This window comes from Actinobacillus lignieresii, from assembly GCF_900444945.1.
Taxonomy (GTDB): domain Bacteria; phylum Pseudomonadota; class Gammaproteobacteria; order Enterobacterales; family Pasteurellaceae; genus Actinobacillus; species Actinobacillus lignieresii.
This window is the reverse complement of record NZ_UFRM01000001.1, coordinates 1,739,145-1,756,583: the sequence shown is the minus strand read 5'-3', so window position 1 is coordinate 1,756,583 and position 17,439 is coordinate 1,739,145. Positions and strand designations below refer to the sequence as shown.

The 17,439-nt window shown below is 41.2% G+C and carries 15 protein-coding genes, 1 tRNA gene and 1 pseudogene; 11 read left to right on the top strand and 6 right to left on the bottom strand.

Going from position 1 to position 17,439, the window contains the following annotated elements; all coding sequences use genetic code 11:
* Window positions 1-369 precede the first annotated feature (369 nt).
* Window positions 370-924: a DUF5358 domain-containing protein gene (locus DY200_RS08190; RefSeq protein ID WP_115587638.1), complete on the top strand. Its 555-nt coding sequence runs from the start codon at window positions 370-372 to the stop codon at window positions 922-924.
* A 70-nt stretch (window positions 925-994) separates the two neighbouring features.
* Here the strand turns inward: DY200_RS08190 and DY200_RS08185 are convergent, their stop codons facing one another.
* Window positions 995-1,540, bottom strand: a complete 546-nt coding sequence (locus DY200_RS08185) for an RBBP9/YdeN family alpha/beta hydrolase (RefSeq protein ID WP_115587637.1) — start codon at window positions 1,538-1,540, stop codon at window positions 995-997.
* Between the two features lie 228 nt (window positions 1,541-1,768).
* Here DY200_RS08185 and yiaK point away from each other — a divergent pair, with 228 nt between their 5' ends.
* The 6 genes and pseudogenes from yiaK to DY200_RS08155 all read left to right on the top strand — a co-directional run bounded on the left by yiaK (window position 1,769) and on the right by DY200_RS08155 (window position 7,909).
* Complete coding sequence (yiaK, locus tag DY200_RS08180; protein ID WP_115587636.1) at window positions 1,769-2,767, top strand: 3-dehydro-L-gulonate 2-dehydrogenase; 999 nt, start codon at window positions 1,769-1,771, stop codon at window positions 2,765-2,767.
* Window positions 2,768-2,849: 82 nt separating this feature from the next.
* On the top strand, window positions 2,850-3,311 hold the full coding sequence (locus DY200_RS08175; RefSeq protein WP_115587635.1) for a NanQ anomerase/TabA/YiaL family protein: 462 nt from the start codon (window positions 2,850-2,852) through the stop codon (window positions 3,309-3,311).
* 71 nt (window positions 3,312-3,382) lie between these two features.
* Window positions 3,383-3,865: a TRAP transporter small permease gene (locus tag DY200_RS08170; RefSeq protein ID WP_115587634.1), complete on the top strand. Its 483-nt coding sequence runs from the start codon at window positions 3,383-3,385 to the stop codon at window positions 3,863-3,865.
* Window positions 3,862-5,139: a TRAP transporter large permease subunit gene (locus DY200_RS08165; protein ID WP_115587633.1), complete on the top strand. Its 1,278-nt coding sequence runs from the start codon at window positions 3,862-3,864 to the stop codon at window positions 5,137-5,139. The genes DY200_RS08170 and DY200_RS08165 overlap by 4 nt, the downstream gene beginning before the upstream one ends.
* A 204-nt stretch (window positions 5,140-5,343) precedes the next feature.
* Window positions 5,344-6,329: pseudogene (locus DY200_RS08160) on the top strand (TRAP transporter substrate-binding protein).
* A gap of 122 nt (window positions 6,330-6,451) precedes the next feature.
* Window positions 6,452-7,909 carry an FGGY-family carbohydrate kinase gene (locus DY200_RS08155; RefSeq protein ID WP_115587632.1) on the top strand — a complete coding sequence of 486 codons (1,458 nt, stop codon included), beginning with the start codon at window positions 6,452-6,454 and terminating at the stop codon, window positions 7,907-7,909.
* A gap of 433 nt (window positions 7,910-8,342) precedes the next feature.
* Here the strand turns inward: DY200_RS08155 and DY200_RS08150 are convergent, their stop codons facing one another.
* From DY200_RS08150 to DY200_RS08135, 4 genes are all read right to left on the bottom strand, one after another.
* Window positions 8,343-9,500, bottom strand: coding sequence for a cupin domain-containing protein (locus DY200_RS08150; protein WP_218565494.1), 1,158 nt, complete (start codon window positions 9,498-9,500; stop codon window positions 8,343-8,345).
* A gap of 16 nt (window positions 9,501-9,516) precedes the next feature.
* Window positions 9,517-9,867, bottom strand: a complete 351-nt coding sequence (locus tag DY200_RS08145; RefSeq protein WP_115587630.1) for a hypothetical protein — start codon at window positions 9,865-9,867, stop codon at window positions 9,517-9,519.
* Window positions 9,868-10,464: 597 nt separating this feature from the next.
* A complete protein-coding gene (mioC, locus tag DY200_RS08140; RefSeq protein ID WP_115587629.1) occupies window positions 10,465-10,908 on the bottom strand; it encodes an FMN-binding protein MioC in 444 nt (147 codons plus the stop codon).
* 15 nt (window positions 10,909-10,923) lie between these two features.
* A tRNA-Sec gene (locus DY200_RS08135) sits at window positions 10,924-11,018 on the bottom strand.
* 66 nt (window positions 11,019-11,084) lie between these two features.
* On the opposite strand from DY200_RS08135, the gene selA reads away from it, so the two are divergent.
* Genes selA through trkA form a run of 4 tightly spaced genes read left to right on the top strand, consistent with a single transcriptional unit; the run spans window position 11,085 to window position 17,040 of the window.
* On the top strand, window positions 11,085-12,470 hold the full coding sequence (selA, locus tag DY200_RS08130) for an L-seryl-tRNA(Sec) selenium transferase (protein ID WP_115587628.1): 1,386 nt from the start codon (window positions 11,085-11,087) through the stop codon (window positions 12,468-12,470).
* Complete coding sequence (selB, locus tag DY200_RS08125) at window positions 12,467-14,302, top strand: selenocysteine-specific translation elongation factor (RefSeq protein WP_115587627.1); 1,836 nt, start codon at window positions 12,467-12,469, stop codon at window positions 14,300-14,302. Before selA ends, selB begins: the two co-directional genes overlap by 4 nt.
* 13 nt (window positions 14,303-14,315) lie before the next feature.
* Window positions 14,316-15,614, top strand: coding sequence for a 16S rRNA (cytosine(967)-C(5))-methyltransferase RsmB (gene rsmB / locus DY200_RS08120; protein ID WP_115587626.1), 1,299 nt, complete (start codon window positions 14,316-14,318; stop codon window positions 15,612-15,614).
* A gap of 49 nt (window positions 15,615-15,663) precedes the next feature.
* Window positions 15,664-17,040, top strand: a complete 1,377-nt coding sequence (gene trkA / locus DY200_RS08115) for a Trk system potassium transporter TrkA (RefSeq protein ID WP_115587625.1) — start codon at window positions 15,664-15,666, stop codon at window positions 17,038-17,040.
* A 56-nt stretch (window positions 17,041-17,096) separates the two neighbouring features.
* Here trkA and rpsT read toward each other — a convergent pair whose 3' ends face one another.
* The gene (rpsT, locus tag DY200_RS08110; RefSeq protein ID WP_005619152.1) at window positions 17,097-17,360 is read right to left on the bottom strand and encodes a 30S ribosomal protein S20; all 264 of its coding nucleotides are present in this window, start codon (window positions 17,358-17,360) and stop codon (window positions 17,097-17,099) included.
* Between the last annotated feature and the right edge of the window lie 79 nt (window positions 17,361-17,439).

Below are 17,439 nucleotides of genomic sequence, written 5' to 3'. Positions count from 1 at the left end.
TATAGCCTAAAGATTCTTTATATCACCGAAAGTCAAAATAAAAGCGGTCAAATTTTTCTTAAAACTTGCAAAATTTAGGAAAAATGCGACCGCTTGTTTTATTAATAGAATTTAGAATAATTAAAATGCATTATGAACGTACCGACATACAGTGATAAGGATATGCGGTGTAGCAATATTGATATAATTCTAAAAAGTTAGCCTGTTTTTATCCATTTCTATATTCTAGTTACTTCCTAGAACGAATAAGCAGGTTTCCATTGCTAAGTAATTGTGATAAAGAATTTATTCTCCATTAAATATTGCTTAATCTAGTGATACAATACCAGTTAGGCTATGTCTATTTTCTATAAAGAGTAAAAACATATCATGTTCAAAAAAATCACTTTATTGAGTTTTATCGCATTAATCACCGCCTGTTCTTCTGCTCCACAGCAAGAGGCTTTCCCAGGGGAGTTTGCGAATGCGGATTATGTGTTATCGGATAAAGATGCGCAGCGTTGGGTGGTGGCGAGCCATCAGGCGGAGCAGTGTATTTATCCGAATTTGACGCGTATTCAGCAGCAAGCGTTTAGTAAGGAAGATTCATATATTCATTCGCAATACGTATTTTTCTATCCGTTGGAAGACATTATCGGTGAGCAATATGTGAAAATTATCCAAGACGATGAAAAATCTATGGGATATGCGCAATACTTGTTTAAGAAATTCAGAGATAATCAGGAATTCGAGCCGTTAGCGGATAAGCAATGTCTTGTGTTACGAGAAAAAGCGAAGAACGATTTGGCGGTCGTAAAAGGGCAGTATAAGAGCGGAATGGTTGAAGAAACGAAGTCCGAAGCTAAAAATCCGGATGGTGTGGCGACTAATCAAAATAAATTCTTTTTTGATATTATCAAATGGGGATCAATGCTATTACTGTAACTTACGGTTAGCGTGATGCTAAAAATGAAGTAAAAGAGCGGTCGAGAAGTTGTTATCGACCGCTCTTTTTTTATGAGTTTGATATTTGTTTAATTAATTCCAATAACTCCGGCAATTTCGTTACACCCTCCCGATCAATAAAATGCCCGCCCTGCGCCAAGCGAATATAATCCGCTTGTAAGTGTTGCGCTAATCGATCACTGAACGAATGGGGTACAACCGTATCATTTAAGGCGGCAATAACATAAGCCTTTTGCGGTAAACAAGCGGTCTGATTTGCATAGCAATCTGCAAAGTCATCCAATTCCGGCAAATTCGGTAATTTCTCATAAAAGCCGGAAACAAAAATTGCCGTTTTTACTTTTTGTTGCGTCACCGCAAGATAATTCAGTAACGCAATGCAGCCCAAGCTATGTCCGATGAGTAAGGTATTTTCATCTAACTGAAGTGTATTTCGGTGATGTTCAAGCCACGCTTGCGGATTCGGTTGATCGGAATTCGGCATCGCTAAACATTCACATTCCCATCCTAATTTTTCCAATTCGTTTTTCAGCCACGGAAACCAATTTCGGCTAGGGTTCGCCGTATAACCGTGCGTTACATATACTTTTTTCATTCTTTCCTCTGCTTTATTTTTATTTCGAAAACGTTTGCTTCACGGTTAATTTAGCCTAAAAAATCAGCCTTGAAAAGTGAGATCTCCGTCACAAATTGACAAAATTATTTGTAACTTATTGATTATAAAAACTTTTATTTTATTAGTGTAATTGACTTCATTTCTAACTAAGCGTAACTTATGAAATATCATTTTACTATTTGAAACGACATAAATTAGAGGTGTCCAATGAGAGTTTCTTATCAAGATTTAAAAGCTGAATTTAAACGTGTTTTATTAGCACGTAACGTACGTGAAGAAATTGCGGAAGAATGTGCAACGGTATTCGCCGATACTACCCAAGCGGGTGCATATTCACACGGGGTAAACCGTTTCCCACGTTTTATTCAACAATTGGAAAACGGCGATATCGTACCGGAAGCGGTTCCGACTAAAGTGCTTTCATTGGGTGCAATCGAGCAATGGGACGCTCATCAAGCCATCGGTAACCTCACAGCGAAAAAAATGATGGACAGAGCGATGGAACTCGCTTCGCAAAACGGTATCGGTGTAGTGGCGTTACGTAATGCCAACCACTGGATGCGAGGCGGTTCTTACGGCTGGCAAGCGGCGGAAAAAGGCTATATCGGTATCTGCTGGACCAATGCGTTAGCGGTAATGCCGCCTTGGGGGGCAAAAGAATGCCGTGTCGGTACTAACCCGTTAATTGTTGCCGTACCGACCACGCCAATCACAATGGTGGATATGTCTTGCTCAATGTATTCCTACGGAATGTTAGAAGTTCACCGCTTACAAGGTCACCAAACCTTTGTCGATGCCGGTTTCGATGATGACGGCAACCCAACCCGTGATCCGGCAACCGTTGAGAAAAACCGCCGCTTAATGCCGATGGGCTTCTGGAAAGGCTCGGGCTTATCAATCGTGTTGGATATGATTGCGACCTTGCTTTCTAACGGCGAATCAACCGCGGCGGTAACCGAAGATAAAGATGACGAATACTGCGTTTCACAAGTGTTTATTGCGATTGAAGTCGATCGTCTCATTGATGGTAAAACCAAAGACGAAAAACTTAACCGCATTATGGATTATGTAAAAACCGCCGAACCGGCAGATCCGAATGTACCGGTACGCTTACCGGGACACGAGTTTACTACCATTCTTGCCGATAACATTGCAAACGGTATTCCGGTGGATGAAACCGTATGGGCGAAATTGAAATCATTGTAAATGACATAACTCTCTCCCCTTGCGGGAGAGAGGAACTAATACAAGCGGTCAAATTCTTTAAAAATTTTACGAGGAACAAACGATGTTTTTCGGACACATTTCAAACTACAACCCAAAGCAATATCCGGAAGCAATCCAATACGCATTGCGTTATTTAAAAAACACCGATTTTAATGCGATGGAGGCGGGTGTTTACGAGCTAAAAGGCAGAGATATTTACGTCCAAGTATTGGATTTGGAAAGCAAAGACATTTCAGCATTCCAACCCGAAGTTCACCGCAATTACTTAGATGTGCAATATCTGCATAAAGGTAAAGAGAAAATGGCGTTTGCGGTGGATAGCGGTAACAATCCGATTCACACCGCTTATTTGCCGGAACGCGATATTCAGTATTATCAAGTGGTCGAAAACGAGCAAATTTTTACCTGCGAAGCCGGTAATTTTGCTGTATTTTTCCCGGAAGATTGCCATAGAACTGCGATTTTTAACGGCACTGAAACGATTAGAAAAGTGGTCGTTAAGATTGCAATGACAGAAATCTAGCCGAGCTGCAGAGCAGCTCAATTATGCGTAACCTAGGGCGTAAGCCCTAGGATCAAATCAAGGAGCAAAAGATGAAACCCATCGCTCAATTTGTTGGAAAAGCGATTGAAGCCTTTGCCGTGATTATTTTATCGGCAATGTCAATTTTGGTTTTCCTCAATGTAGTACTGCGTTACGGCTTTAACAGCAGTATCAATGTGACCGAAGAAGTTTCTCGCTATATGTTCGTTTGGCTCGCCTTTTTAGGTGCGGTATTGGCATTTAGCGAGAATCAACACGTTAGCGTCACCGTACTCACCGAGAAACTCTCGCCAATCGGTCGTAACGTTTTAAAACTGTTTACTGATGCAGCGATGTTATTCTGCTGTTATCTCATTGTGGACGGCAGCTGGATTCAATTTCAACTCAACCTAAACAACCTTGCCCCGATTTCAGGCTTACCACAAGGGATTACCTTCCTTGCTAGCGTAATTGCAGGTGTGTTAATCGGTATTTTGATTATTGCAAGAATAGCAACAAATTTGACCGCTTTAGTTAAAGGAGAAGTGCAATGACTGTCGTAATTTTCCTTTCTGTATTGCTGGGTGCAATTATTTTAGGTGTGCCGGTTGCCTTTGCATTACTGATTTGCGGTGTGGCGTTAATGCTTCACTTAGATTTATTTGATGCGCAAATTCTTGCTCAACAACTTGTTAGCGGTGCGGATAGCTTCTCGCTCATGGCGATTCCATTCTTTATTCTCGCCGGTGAAATTATGAATGAGGGTGGACTTTCTAAACGTATTATCGACTTACCGATGAAATTAGTCGGTCATAAACGTGGCGGTTTAGGTTTTGTAGCGATTCTTGCGGCAATGATTATGGCGAGCCTTTCCGGTTCGGCGGTTGCGGACACTGCAGCGGTGGCAGCAATGTTATTACCAATGATGAAAACGACCGGCTACCCAATTGACCGTTCAGCCGGTTTAATCGGTACTGCGGGTATTATCGCACCGATTATTCCGCCAAGCATTCCGTTTATCGTATTTGGGGTAGCAAGTGGCGTATCCATTACCAAATTATTCTTAGCGGGGATTTTCCCCGGCATTATGATGGGTCTCTGTTTAGCCGCACTCTGGTGGTGGCAAGCGAAACGCCTTGATTTAATGACCTTCTCAAAAGCGACCAAACAAGAACTTTGTATTTCGTTTAAAAACAGTATTTGGGCGTTAATGTTGCCGGTGATCATTATCGGCGGTTTCCGTTCGGGTATGTTCACCCCGACCGAAGCCGGTGCGGTAGCGACATTCTATGCGTTAGTGGTTTCATTGTTCGTTTATCGTGAATTGAAATTCAAAGACCTCTACAAAGTGATTTTAGCGGCGGCAAAAACCACCGCAGTAGTGATGTTTTTAGTCGCAGCGGCAAATGTAACCGGTTGGTTAATTACCGTGGCGGAATTACCGACCATGCTAACCGAATTACTTGAGCCGTTAATCGAAAGCCCGACAACGTTATTATTAGTTGTAATGTTAGCCGTGTTCGTTATCGGTATGGTGATGGACTTAACTCCAACCGTTTTAATCTTAACTCCGGTGTTAATGCCGTTAATTGAAGAAGCGGGTATCGACCCGGTTTACTTCGGTGTGTTATTCATTCTTAACACCTCAATCGGCTTAATTACCCCACCGGTCGGTAACGTATTAAACGTGATTACCGGCGTGTCAAAACTGCCGTTTGACCAAGCGGCAAAAGGCATTATGCCGTATCTATTTATGATGATTGGTTTATTACTGCTCTTCGTATTCGTACCGGATTTAATTTTAGTGCCGTTAAGCTGGATGCAGTAATCAGAACTCTCCCCCTTGATGGGGGAGAGACAGCAAGAAATAACGAAAGGTTATTTCTTGCAGAGAGAGGGTGAATAATCGGTTTAAGTTGAAAATATTACCCCTCTCCCTGAAAAAATCGCTATACGCTATTTTTTCTGTCCCTCTCCCACAAGGGGAGAGGGTAATAAAGCAACAAATTCCCAACCCACTTAGGAGACCCCTATGAAACTTTTTAATCTAAAAACTTTATCAGCTCTCGTTGCCAGTGCAGTCGCTTTTTCAGGTGTGGCTAATGCGGAAATCTCGCTTCGTTTCGGCTATGAAGCCCCTCGTTCCGACAGCCAACACGTTGCGGCGAAAAAATTTGATGAATTATTAAAAGACAAAACCAAAGGGGAAATCAAACTCAAATTGTTCCCGGACAGCACATTAGGTAACGCATAAACCATGATCAGCGGTGTGCGTGGCGGTACGATTGATATTGAAATGTCAGGTTCGCCTAACTTTACCGGTTTAGAACCGAAATTAAACGTAATTGATATTCCGTTTATCTTTAAAGATCGTGAACACGTTTACAAAGTGCTAGACGGTGAAATCGGTCAAGGTTTATTACAAGATCTTGAAAAACAAGGCTTAAAAGGCTTAGCGTTCTGGGATGTCGGCTTCCGTGCCTTCTCTAACTCAAAACATGCGGTAAACAAACCGGAAGATATTAAAGGCTTAAAAGTCCGTACCAACCAAAACCCGATGTATATCAAAGCGTTCACCTTATTGGGCGGTAACCCGGTACCAATGCCGCTTTCCGAGCTTTATACCGCACTTGAAACCCGAGCGGTGGATGCACAAGAACATCCAATTGGTATTTTCTGGTCGGCAAAATTGTATGAAGTGCAAAAACATTTAAGCTTAACCAACCACGGTTATACCCCATTAATCGTCGTGATGAATAAAGCCAAATTTGACGGCTTAACGCCTGAACTGCAAAAAGCGGTGTTAGAAGCGGCGAAAGAAGCGGGTCAATTCCAGCGTGATCTCAACGTGAAAAACGAAAAAGACATTATCGAAAAACTTCGTAAAGCGAGTGTAGAAGTGATCGAACAAGTGGATAACGTACCGTTTAAAGCGGCGGTTGAAGGTGAAACTCGCAAAGCCTTTATTGAAAAAACGGCGACAGCCTTATCAAACAAATTGATGCGTTAGCGAAATAAGCTATTACAAGCGGTCTAATTTGCAAAGTTTTTCGCAAAAATGACCGCTTGTAACAAACTAGGATAAAAACATAGCAATCATGGGAGGCAATCTTTCACCTCTCGAATAATTGGAGCAAAAAATGAACTACTACCTAGGCATAGACTGCGGCGGCACTTTTGTCAAAGCCGCACTTTTTGACCAAACCGGCGAGTTGCACGGCATTCATCGTGAGAATGTGGCGGTTATCAGCGAACAGGCGGGCTATGCCGAGCGAGATATGCAACAACTTTGGCAAGTGTGTGCCGAGGTAGTACGTCAAACTGTTGCAAAAAGCGGGGTAAATCCGACCGCTATCAAAGGGGTGGGCATTTCGGCGCAAGGCAAAGGTGCGTTTTTACTTGATCAGCAAAACCAACCGCTTGGCAGAGCGATTCTGTCTTCCGATCAACGTTCTCTTGCAATTGTGAAACAGTGGCAGGCGGACGGTATTCCGGAAAAACTTTATCCGATTACCCGCCAAACATTATGGACCGGACACCCTGTTTCGATTTTGCGTTGGGTACAAGACAACGAGCCGGAACGTTATGCGCAAATCGGCTCGGTCCTGATGTCGCACGACTATTTACGATTCTGTCTAACCGGCGAATTATTTGCCGAAGAAACCAATATTTCCGAAAGCAATCTCTACAATATGGCAACCGGCGAATACGACCAGACACTTGCCGATTTACTCGGTTTACAAAATATTTTAGAAAAGCTACCGCCTGTAATTAAGCCGAATCAAATTGCCGGCTATGTTACCGAAGCGGCAGCCAAACTAACCGGATTAGCGGTGGGAACGCCGGTGGTCGGCGGTTTGTTTGATGTGGTTTCGACAGCGCGTTGTGCTGACTTAGATGACGAAAACAAACTGAATGCGGTATTAGGCACGTGGTCGGTTGTCAGCGGCATTACCGATAACATCGACTTGACTCAAACCTTGCCGTTTGTCTATGGTCGTTATACGGATGAAGGCAAATTTATCATTCACGAGGCCAGCCCGACTTCCGCCGGCAATTTGGAATGGTTCGTGAAGCAATGGAAATTGGATTATGCGGAAATTAACCAACAAGTGGCGAGCTTACCGCCGGCAGCCAGTTCCGTGTTATTTGTGCCGTTTTTATACGGCTCGAATGCCGGCTTAGGTATGCAAGCGGGCTTCTACGGCTTGCAAGCGCACCATAGCCAAGCGCATTTATTGCAGGCAATTTATGAAGGCGTGCTGTTTAGTCTTATGCACCACCTCAACCGTATGAAGCAACGTTTCCCGAATGCAAATGTATTACGTGTAACCGGCGGACCGAGCAAATCACCGATTTGGCTGCAAATGCTCGCCGATTTAACCGGTATGCAATTGGAAATTCCGCAAGTGGAAGAAACAGGCTGTTTAGGCGCGGCATTAATGGCAATGCAAGGCACCGGTGCAGAGATTTCACAAGTGCAGGTATTAAAAGCGGAAATGTTAAAAGTGCAACCGAATCCGGCAAATTTCGTTGCTTACCAACAAAAATATCAGCGTTATCAACAGCTCACCGAAGCGTTAAAAGCGATGCTTTAAGCGTAAAAAAAGCGGTCGAAATCTGCAAATTTTTTGCAAATTCCGACCTTTTTGCTGAACGGTGTAATAGAAAAAATGGTTGATAATAAATATTTCTAATAATATTTCGGACTGGCGAAGAAATCTCATTTAATATTCTTATATAGGGGAAATATCCTTTTCATTACATTTATCCAAATGTTTATTGAGTTGGTGTATCAAAGAAGTCTTTCGACAGTCTTTACACCTACCCCTCTAGGCCTGTTTAATGCAGCTCGATAATGTTCATCTGGTTCTATTATAAAAATTTGATGATAAATCACTTTTCGCTTAGGCTATCTATCAATACTAATACCCATCCCCGATTTATGCTCAAAGAAAGTCGTATCTATGAAGATATTTAGTATGTTTGATAAGAATAAAACAATTTTTGTTATCTACGGAGCTTATATAATTAGGTTAATTTTAAAACACCAATATAAGCTAATTTCCAAATAAGCTCCGATAGTTTCTCTCTTTTATCTTTAGATACGTTGTTTAAAATATTACCTACTGTGACCTCATTACCCTGTTTCAAAAATTGTATAATTTTACTAAATTCTTCATCTATAGAGATGGCATAACCATTTGAAATAATTTTATTTCCATAATTAAAATAATGATTCTTTATGTTTAAAGATATTCTCTGATTATCAATAATTGATTCATGTTGATAATTCCTTAATATTTCTAATTTTAATGGTCTTTCTATCCGTTTTTTGCCATAGAAATTTTCAATAAATTTACGATAATTTTCTTTATCTCTAATATATTCTGCTGTTTGAAGCGCTAGTTGTTCTAGTAATTCTTGATCTCTCTCGTAATATAATAGAGATGCTCTCGCAATCTCTTTTTCAACAATATTTTGAGCAATCCAAGTTAGATAATTATTTGTATAAGCGGGAAATATTCCAATGGCTAAATGTACTGTTTCTTCACCAACAGGAATCGGGTCATGCCACCAGCCACGAGGAAGATAAAGGATATCTCCGGCTTCTAAAATGATGTCCATATAAATGTTATTTAATTCAGGATCATATTCCGGCATATCTTTACTACGATGCATAAATAAAGGATTCTTAAATGTTGGAGAGTGTACTACCCAACGTTTTTTCCCTTGCATTTGTATAGCAAAAATATCTCGGCTATCCCAATGACTTTTAAAAGAACGTTGAGTATTAAATGCAATATATAAACTTGAAAATATATGGCATCCTATAAATTGAGCTATTTCTTGAGAAAAAGTATCAATACTAGGCTCATTTACTAATCCATTAGCAACCAAGGTTGCTCCATCTCTTAAGAAGCTATATAAATTTTCTTCATGAAATTTATATCGGATAGTACCTAAATCGTCATATTCCTCTAGGTAGTATTCTTTATTTAATTTTTTCCCTTGATACATAAGTTTAACTGCATCTTCAGAGATAAGATTACAACGAGGTAAGATTTCATTGATATCTTTCCAAGATAATAGTTCATTCTGATTGACTGCATTTTTCATCAATAGAGGCTTTTTCTCAAAATAATTATCAATAAATTCTTGATAAGAAATAGGAAAATGAATTTTCATTTTTCTCTCCAAATAATTATTGATAGTTACAACCGTCACCATAATCTGAACCCGATTGATTTCGGGGTGATGAAGATGGAGAATTATTACTTTTCATACCTTGATAACTACTATTAACAAAACCTTCAGCTGCACCGCCAGCAAATCCTCCTACAATTGGTCTTAGGGTTGTGCTTGTTCTCGCTATAGCCGAAATACCTCCGCCTATGCTACCACCAATTGCAGAACTAACTACACCAATGGCGGTTACATCTTCCCCTGAATATAATTTTGTACCTAAGTATGTAGCAACACCGGCAGCAGCCCAAACTAAGGGAGCAACCCCTCCGGTTACGATTTCACAATCCTTGATATTCAATTCTTTCACATATGTCTCCTATATAATTAAAATTTATTTTTGTATATGGTTATCATTAATATAATAGTTATATAACATATTATTTGATATAGTTCATTTTGTTCTTTATTTTTAGATATTCTTGTAAATATGGATAAATCTAATAACTTAACAATAATTACTGGAGCTATAATTACAGAAATCAAAATTATAAATTCTTTCATGCTACTCTCTAATGTTTAAATAAATTCTGTTTATACTTATTAAAAATATGCTTCATCTTTTGTAGAAAATTTTCCACTTCATCTCCCTTGGAAATAGTTAAATATAAATAGCAAACCTACCGTATATAGCAATAGCTCTTCTTCTCAATCATATAGACCTTAATAAATACAAATGAAACTCATTACTACTATAATAGCAAGATTAATATATTTCTTGATTTTTGTAAAGTTTTTTATTTTTGTAAAAGCTCTTTAATTTACAAAAAAAATCTCATTTATAATTTATATATAGAAATGATGACTGAATTAGATTAGTTGTTAGCAGGTATAAGAAAAATTTGACGGGATTGGTAAAAAAAGAGCTAGTAATGATTGTTACTAACTCTTTGTTTTGGAAGGAGTTTTAAAGTTTCTCAACAAAACTTGGCAACCATGCTTCTGCGGTGCCGTCGTGATCAAAATTATTTGCCACATCAATACGAACCGATTCACATACCTGTTTCGCACCTTTGGCAGTTAGACCGTTTTCAACAATATCCACCGAATGACAGAAAGTATCGTAATCGGTGCTGCCTAAACCGACCACACCGAATTTCATACCGCTGAGATCCAAATCGCTTGCCGCCAACTCGTCAAATAACGGTTTGATGTTATCCGGCAATTCGCCCGCACCGTGGGTTGAAGTTACTACAATTAAATGCGCTTGCTGTTGAATATCCGCTAAGGTCGCTTGGTTAAATAATTCAACGGTAAAGTTTTGTGTTTTTAAACAACTTTCGAGATGGTCGGCAACGTATTCCGCTCCACCGAGGGTACTGCCTGTGATGATACAAATAGATTTGGTCATAGAATTGAAAATAATTGGCGGAAGCGAATGGGAGTCGAACCCACCCAAGAACGCTGGCGTCCTCAACAGGATTTGAAATCCTGCCACCTCACCGGAGATGACTCGCTTCCTTTAAAGAGTAGCGGTATTCTACTTTATTTATTAGAATTGTCCAAAATTTCTTAACATTTTTTATTATGCAAAAATTATTTCGTACCATTCCCGCTATCGACAAATTGATGAAAAACCCTCAAGGTATTGATTTAATTGAAAGATTCGGACATCAAGCCTTTGTTCAAGAAGCGCGTACATTGATAGAAAACGCACGTGAACAGATTATTAAACAGCAATGTTTACCTGCGTTTATGAACGAACAATCTTCTATTTTTAGCTTGATTGAACAAAATCTGCAAAAAAAGCGTATGGTATCTAGCAAAACCGTGTTTAATCTGACCGGTACGGTGCTACATACCAATTTAGGGCGAGGGCTGTGGTCGGAAAATGCGATTGCCGCCGCCGCCAATGCGATGCGAAATAACGTTGCGTTAGAATTCGATATCGACGAAGGGAAACGCAGCCATCGAGATCTGTATATCTCTCAATTAATTCAACAGATTACCGGTGCGGAAGCGGCCTGTATCGTCAATAATAATGCCGCTGCGGTCTTATTGATGTTAGCCACATTTGCGCAAGGCAAAGAAGTGATTGTTTCTCGCGGCGAGCTGGTGGAAATCGGCGGAGCGTTTCGCATTCCGGATATTATGGCGCAAGCCGGCTGTAAATTAGTTGAAGTCGGCACGACTAATCGTACTCATTTACGGGATTATCGTAATGCGATTAATGAAAATACCGCTTTTTTAATGAAAGTGCATACCAGTAATTACCATATTCAAGGTTTTACCAAATCGGTTTCGGAAGAAGAATTAGTGGAATTGGCGAAAGAATTTGATTTGCCAGTTATCAGTGATTTGGGTAGCGGTTCGCTGACGGATATGGCGGCACTCGGCTTGCCGGCCGAACCGATGGTACAACAGAAAGTAGCGGCAGGCGTTGATTTGGTTTCGTTTTCTTGCGATAAACTATTGGGCGGGCCGCAAGCGGGTATTATTGTTGGGAAAAAGGCATTGATTGATGCACTTCAATCGCATCCGCTCAAGCGGGTATTGCGTTGCGATAAAGTGATTTTATCGGCATTGGAAGCGACACTTCGTCATTATCTTTTCCCGGAAAAATTAACCGATGAAGTGCCGACGTTTAATTTATTAACTCAATCTATTGCAACCTTGCAAGCCAAAGCGGAACGTTTAAAAGCGGTGCTGAACAAGCGGTTGGATTCCCGTTATATTTTGCAAGTGGAACCGAGTCTTGCTCAAATCGGGAGCGGTTCGTTACCGACCGAAACCTTAGCTTCGGTCGCAGTCACGGTTTTTGCCGAGAAACAGAGTGATTTACTGGAATTAGAAAAAAGATTTAAAGCCTTGCCAAGTCCGATAATCGGGCGATTTGCTCAGCAAAAATTTTGGTTGGACGTACGTTCGGCGGCACAGTTTGAACAGTTGTTAAATATGTTGGAGGAAGCATGATTTTTGTTACCAGCGGACACGTGGACCATGGTAAAACGACCCTATTACAAGCCTTAACAGGTACCGATACGGCACATTTACCGGAAGAAAAAAAGCGTGGTTTAACGATAGATTTAGGCTATGCCTATTTGCCGATTGAAGAGGATATTCTCGGTTTTATCGACGTACCGGGACACCAAAAATTCCTGTCGAATATGCTTGCCGGACTGGGCGGTGTACAAAATGCGTTATTGATTGTGTCGGCGGAAGAAGGGATTAAGCCGCAAACGGCGGAACATTTAGAGATTCTGCGTTTATTGAATTTTACCAATATCTTAGTGATTTTGACGAAAGCGGATCGCGTGGCGGCGGAGCAAGCCGAACAACTTATGACGAAAATTAAAGCGACTTATCCGTTTCTTTCCGATGCACCGTTTTTCCTCACTTCTGCCGTAACCGGTCAGGGTATTGAGGCATTAAGAAATCAGTTAATTCAATTAAGCCGACAACAGGCTCATCTTGAAAAGCCGTTTCGATATGCGATTGACCGAGTATTTAATATCAAAGGTGCCGGTTTGGTCGTAACCGGAACGGCAGTGGCGGGTAAAGTTAAAATCGGTGACGAGTTTTATTTATCAAGCGGTCAAAAAGTTCGAATTAAGCAAATTCACGCACAAAATCAGCCAGCGGAAATCGGTACGGCAGGGCAACGTTTAGCATTGAATCTTGCCAATGCGGAAAAAGAGCAAATTCAGCGCGGCGACTGGATTACCGAACTGCTGCCGCAGTTTACCGATAGAATTACGGTTAAAATGCAGACCGCACAAAACCTAAAAGAAAATCATATTGTGCATTTATACCATTTTGCTTCGCACGTCACCGGCAAGTTGAATCTCTTAACCGAAAAACAAGCGGTTAAAAACAGTGAAACTTTTGCAGAAATTATTTTCGATGCGCCGTTAGCAATGGCGGTGACGGATAAACTGATTATTCGTAGTGGCGATGACAGCCAAACCTTAGCAGGAGCGGAAGTTTTAGAAATTGATTCGCCGAAACGCTATAAGCGAACAGAACAACGCCTTGCCTTAGTAAAAGAGTTGGCAAAAACGACCGCTTATATGCAGAGAATCCCGCTTTACTTAAAGAATAGAGCGGAACAGCTCGATACGTTATTATGGCGTGAGCAATGTTTTACGCAAAATTTGGCAAAACTCGGTTTTGATGTGCAGTCGAAATGGATTTTTACCGCTGAATTTAAGCAACGCATTCAGCAAAGTATTATCGAAAAACTTACCGAGTATCATCAAAATCACAATGACCAATTAGGCGTAACCAAAGCGAGATTATATCGTATTGCCGCATTAGATCAGCCGGAACAACTGGCTTATCAATTTATTGACGACTTAATCGAAAACAAACAGCTGGCACAAACCCGAGGTTGGGTTCATTTACCGAATCATCGTATCGAATTTTCGGCGGAGGAATTGCAACTTTGGCAACAAATTCGACCGCTGTTCGAAAGCAAAAATGAAGCGCTTTGGGTGCGTGATATTGCAACGGAATTATGTTGCGATGAAACCGAAATGCGAAACTTGCTCTATAAAGCCGGTAAATTAGGCTACTTAATTCCGATTGTGAAAGATCGTTTCTTGCTCAGCGAGAGAATGATCGAACTGGCTCAATTAGTGAAAGAGATTGTAGAACGAAACGGCTCTGTTTCAGTGAATCAGCTACGTGATGAAATTCAGTGGGGACGTAAATTAACCGTTCAGCTGATCGAATATTTTGACCGCTCGGGCTTTTTAAGACGAAAAGGTAATATTCATTTATTACGTGATCAAGATACCTTCTGATAAGAATAAATTAATGAAAAAACAAAATGCCCGTGCGGTTGCCGCACAAATTATTTTACAAGTTCTCGATCAAGGCAAATCGCTTGCCACCTTAATCCCAGAATCGCAAGCAAAATTAGAGGCGAAAGATTTACCGTTAGTGCAAGAGATTAGTTTTGGTGTATGCCGAACATTACCGCGCCTTGAGGCAGTCATTGCACAAGCGGTGGAAAAACCGTTAAAAGGTAAAACACGTTTGGTACATTGCTTGTTATTGGTCGGGCTTTATCAGTTGCTTTATATGCGAGTGCCGGAATTTGCGGCGGTTGATGAAGTGGTTAATGCGGCAAAATCGCTTAAATTGGATAATTTTAAAGCGCTTATTAATGGCGTATTACGCCGTTTTTTACGTGAAAAAGATGTTCTGTTAGCTAAATTCGATAAAAATTGGCAAACGCTTCATCCCGAATGGTTTGTGAATAAATTGAAAAAAGCCTATCCGAATTGGCGAGAAATTATCGATGCGAACAATCAACGTCCGCCGATGTGGATTCGTAGCAATATTCAGCGGATTAAACCGCAAGATTACCGTGTCTTGTTAGGCGATCTGGTTGCAAAAAATTCGGAAAATATGACCGCTTGCGTGCCTGAATCGGCAATTTTATTAGCCAATCCGGTACCAGTTAATAAATTGATGAATTTTGAACAAGGTTGGGCGACGGTACAAGATGCCCACGCTCAGTGGTCGGCAGCTTTGTTGGAAGCACAAAACGGCGAATTAATTTTAGACGCTTGTGCAGCACCGGGAGGCAAAACTACGCATATTTTAGAAGTCGCACCGCAAGCGAAGGTAATTGCGTTAGATATTGAAGAAAGCCGTCTAAAACGTGTACGTGAGAATTTAGCTCGTCTTGGACAGACGGCAACGGTGATTTGCGGCGATGCGTCTAAACCGGCGGAATGGTTGGACGACGGTGTGATGTTTGACCGTATTTTGCTCGATGCGCCTTGTTCCGCCACCGGCGTAATTCGCCGTCATCCGGATATTAAATGGTTACGTAAAGAAAACGATATTGCCGAATTAGTCGCGTTACAGGCGAAAATTCTTGAAGCATTATGGGGCAGATTAAAACCGAATGGCGTATTGGTTTATGCGACTTGTTCGGTTCTACCGGAAGAAAACGGCGAGCAGATTACCCGTTTTGTCGCAAGCCATTCGGATGCCGAATGGGTAGAAATGGACTTTAACGGCGAAAAAACCGCAATGAAACAGTTTTTCCCGCAAGAACAGGGCGGTGACGGTTTCTTTTATGCGAAATTAATCAAACAATAAATTGCCGTAAGATAAAGGCATATTTATCTTTTGGTAATTGGATTTTAAAATGAAAATTATTATTTTAGGTGCGGGTCAAGTCGGTTCGACCCTTGCGGAAAACTTAGTGAGTGAGGATAACGATATTACTTTGATCGATGATGATCAAAGTCGTTTGAACACGCTGCAAGATAAGCACGATTTGCAAGTATTAAAAGGCAACGGCGCATCGCCGAGAATTTTACGTGATGCGGGAGCAAGTGATGCGGATTTATTGGTAGCGGTTACCGAAAGTGACGAAACCAATATGATTGCCTGTCAAATTGCGCATACCTTGTTCCATATTCCGACCAAAATCGCCCGTATTCGTAATTCCGATTACGTACGAGAAAAAGATCAGCTGTTTAATGATGCGGCATTGCCGATCGACCATATTATCGCACCGGAAGTGTTGGTAAAAAAAGAAATCTTACGTCTGATTAATTACCCCGGTGCGTTACAAGTGGCGCATTTCGCCAATGAATTGGTGAGTTTGGTCAGCGTAAAAGCCTATTACGGCGGTCCGTTAGTCGGTTATCCGATTTCCGCTTTACGTGATCATTTGCCTTATATCGAAGCGCGTGTCGTTGCGATTTTCCGTCAAGAACGAGCGATTTTGCCGCAAGGCTCGACCATTATTGAAGCGGGCGATGAAGTGTTCTTTATCTGCGCGACTCATAATATAAAAGCGGTGATGAGCGAAATGCAACGCTTGGATAAACCGCATAAGCGAGTGATGATCGTCGGCGGTGGCAGTATCGGTATGGGGCTGGCGAAAGATCTTGAAGAACAATACAGCGTGAAAATGATCGAACGAGATCCGAAACGAGCGGAAAAGTTGGCGCAGAAGTTGGAAAAAACGCTAGTATTGTGCGGCGATGCGTCGGATCAGGAACTCTTGTTTGAAGAACATATCGAGAATATAGATTTATTTTTGGCGTTAAGCGGCGATGACGAAGCCAATATTATGTCAGCGTTATTGGCTAAACGATTAGGTGCGCAGAAAGCGATTGTATTAGTACAGCGTACGGCATATTTGCATCTGATTCAAGGCGGTACGATCGATATTGCGCTGTCACCGAAACAAGCGACCATTTCCGCCTTATCCAGTCACGTACGTAAAGGCGATATCGTGCAAGTGGCTTCTCTAAAACAGGGGCAGGCGGAATGTATCGAAGTGATTGCGCACGGCGATCAGGAATCGTCCAAAGTAGTCGGCAGAACGATACGAGAATTAAAATTGCCGCAGGGAGCGGTTGTCGGTGCGATAGTGCGTCGCGATGAAGTGTTAATTGCGCATAAATCGACGGAAATTGAAGAAAACGACAGCGTGATTATCTTTGTAAACGATAAAAAACAAGTGGGTGAAATTGAGAAATTATTCCAATTAGGCACATTTTTCTTATAGAGCAAACAGACGTAAAAAAACCGACCCTTCGGTCGGTTCTTTTATACAAAAAGCAATTACGCTAATTTTTTGATTTGAGCTGCTAATTTTGCTTTGTGGTTAGCTGCTTTGTTAGCGTGGATTAAGCCTTTAGATGCCATACGGTCCACTACTTTTTGCATTTCAACGAAAGCTGCTTGTGAAGCTGCTTTATCGCCTGCCGCTACTGCCGCGTATACTTTCTTGATGAATGTACGCATCATTGAGCGTTGGCTTGCGTTGTGTTGGCGGCGTTTTTCAGATTGAACCGCACGTTTTTTTGCTGACTTGATATTAGCCAAGGTCAAACTCCTAAAATATCTGTGTAAAAATTAAAAAACATAAACGTTGGTTTATGTTTAGCTATCGATAGTTTAAATT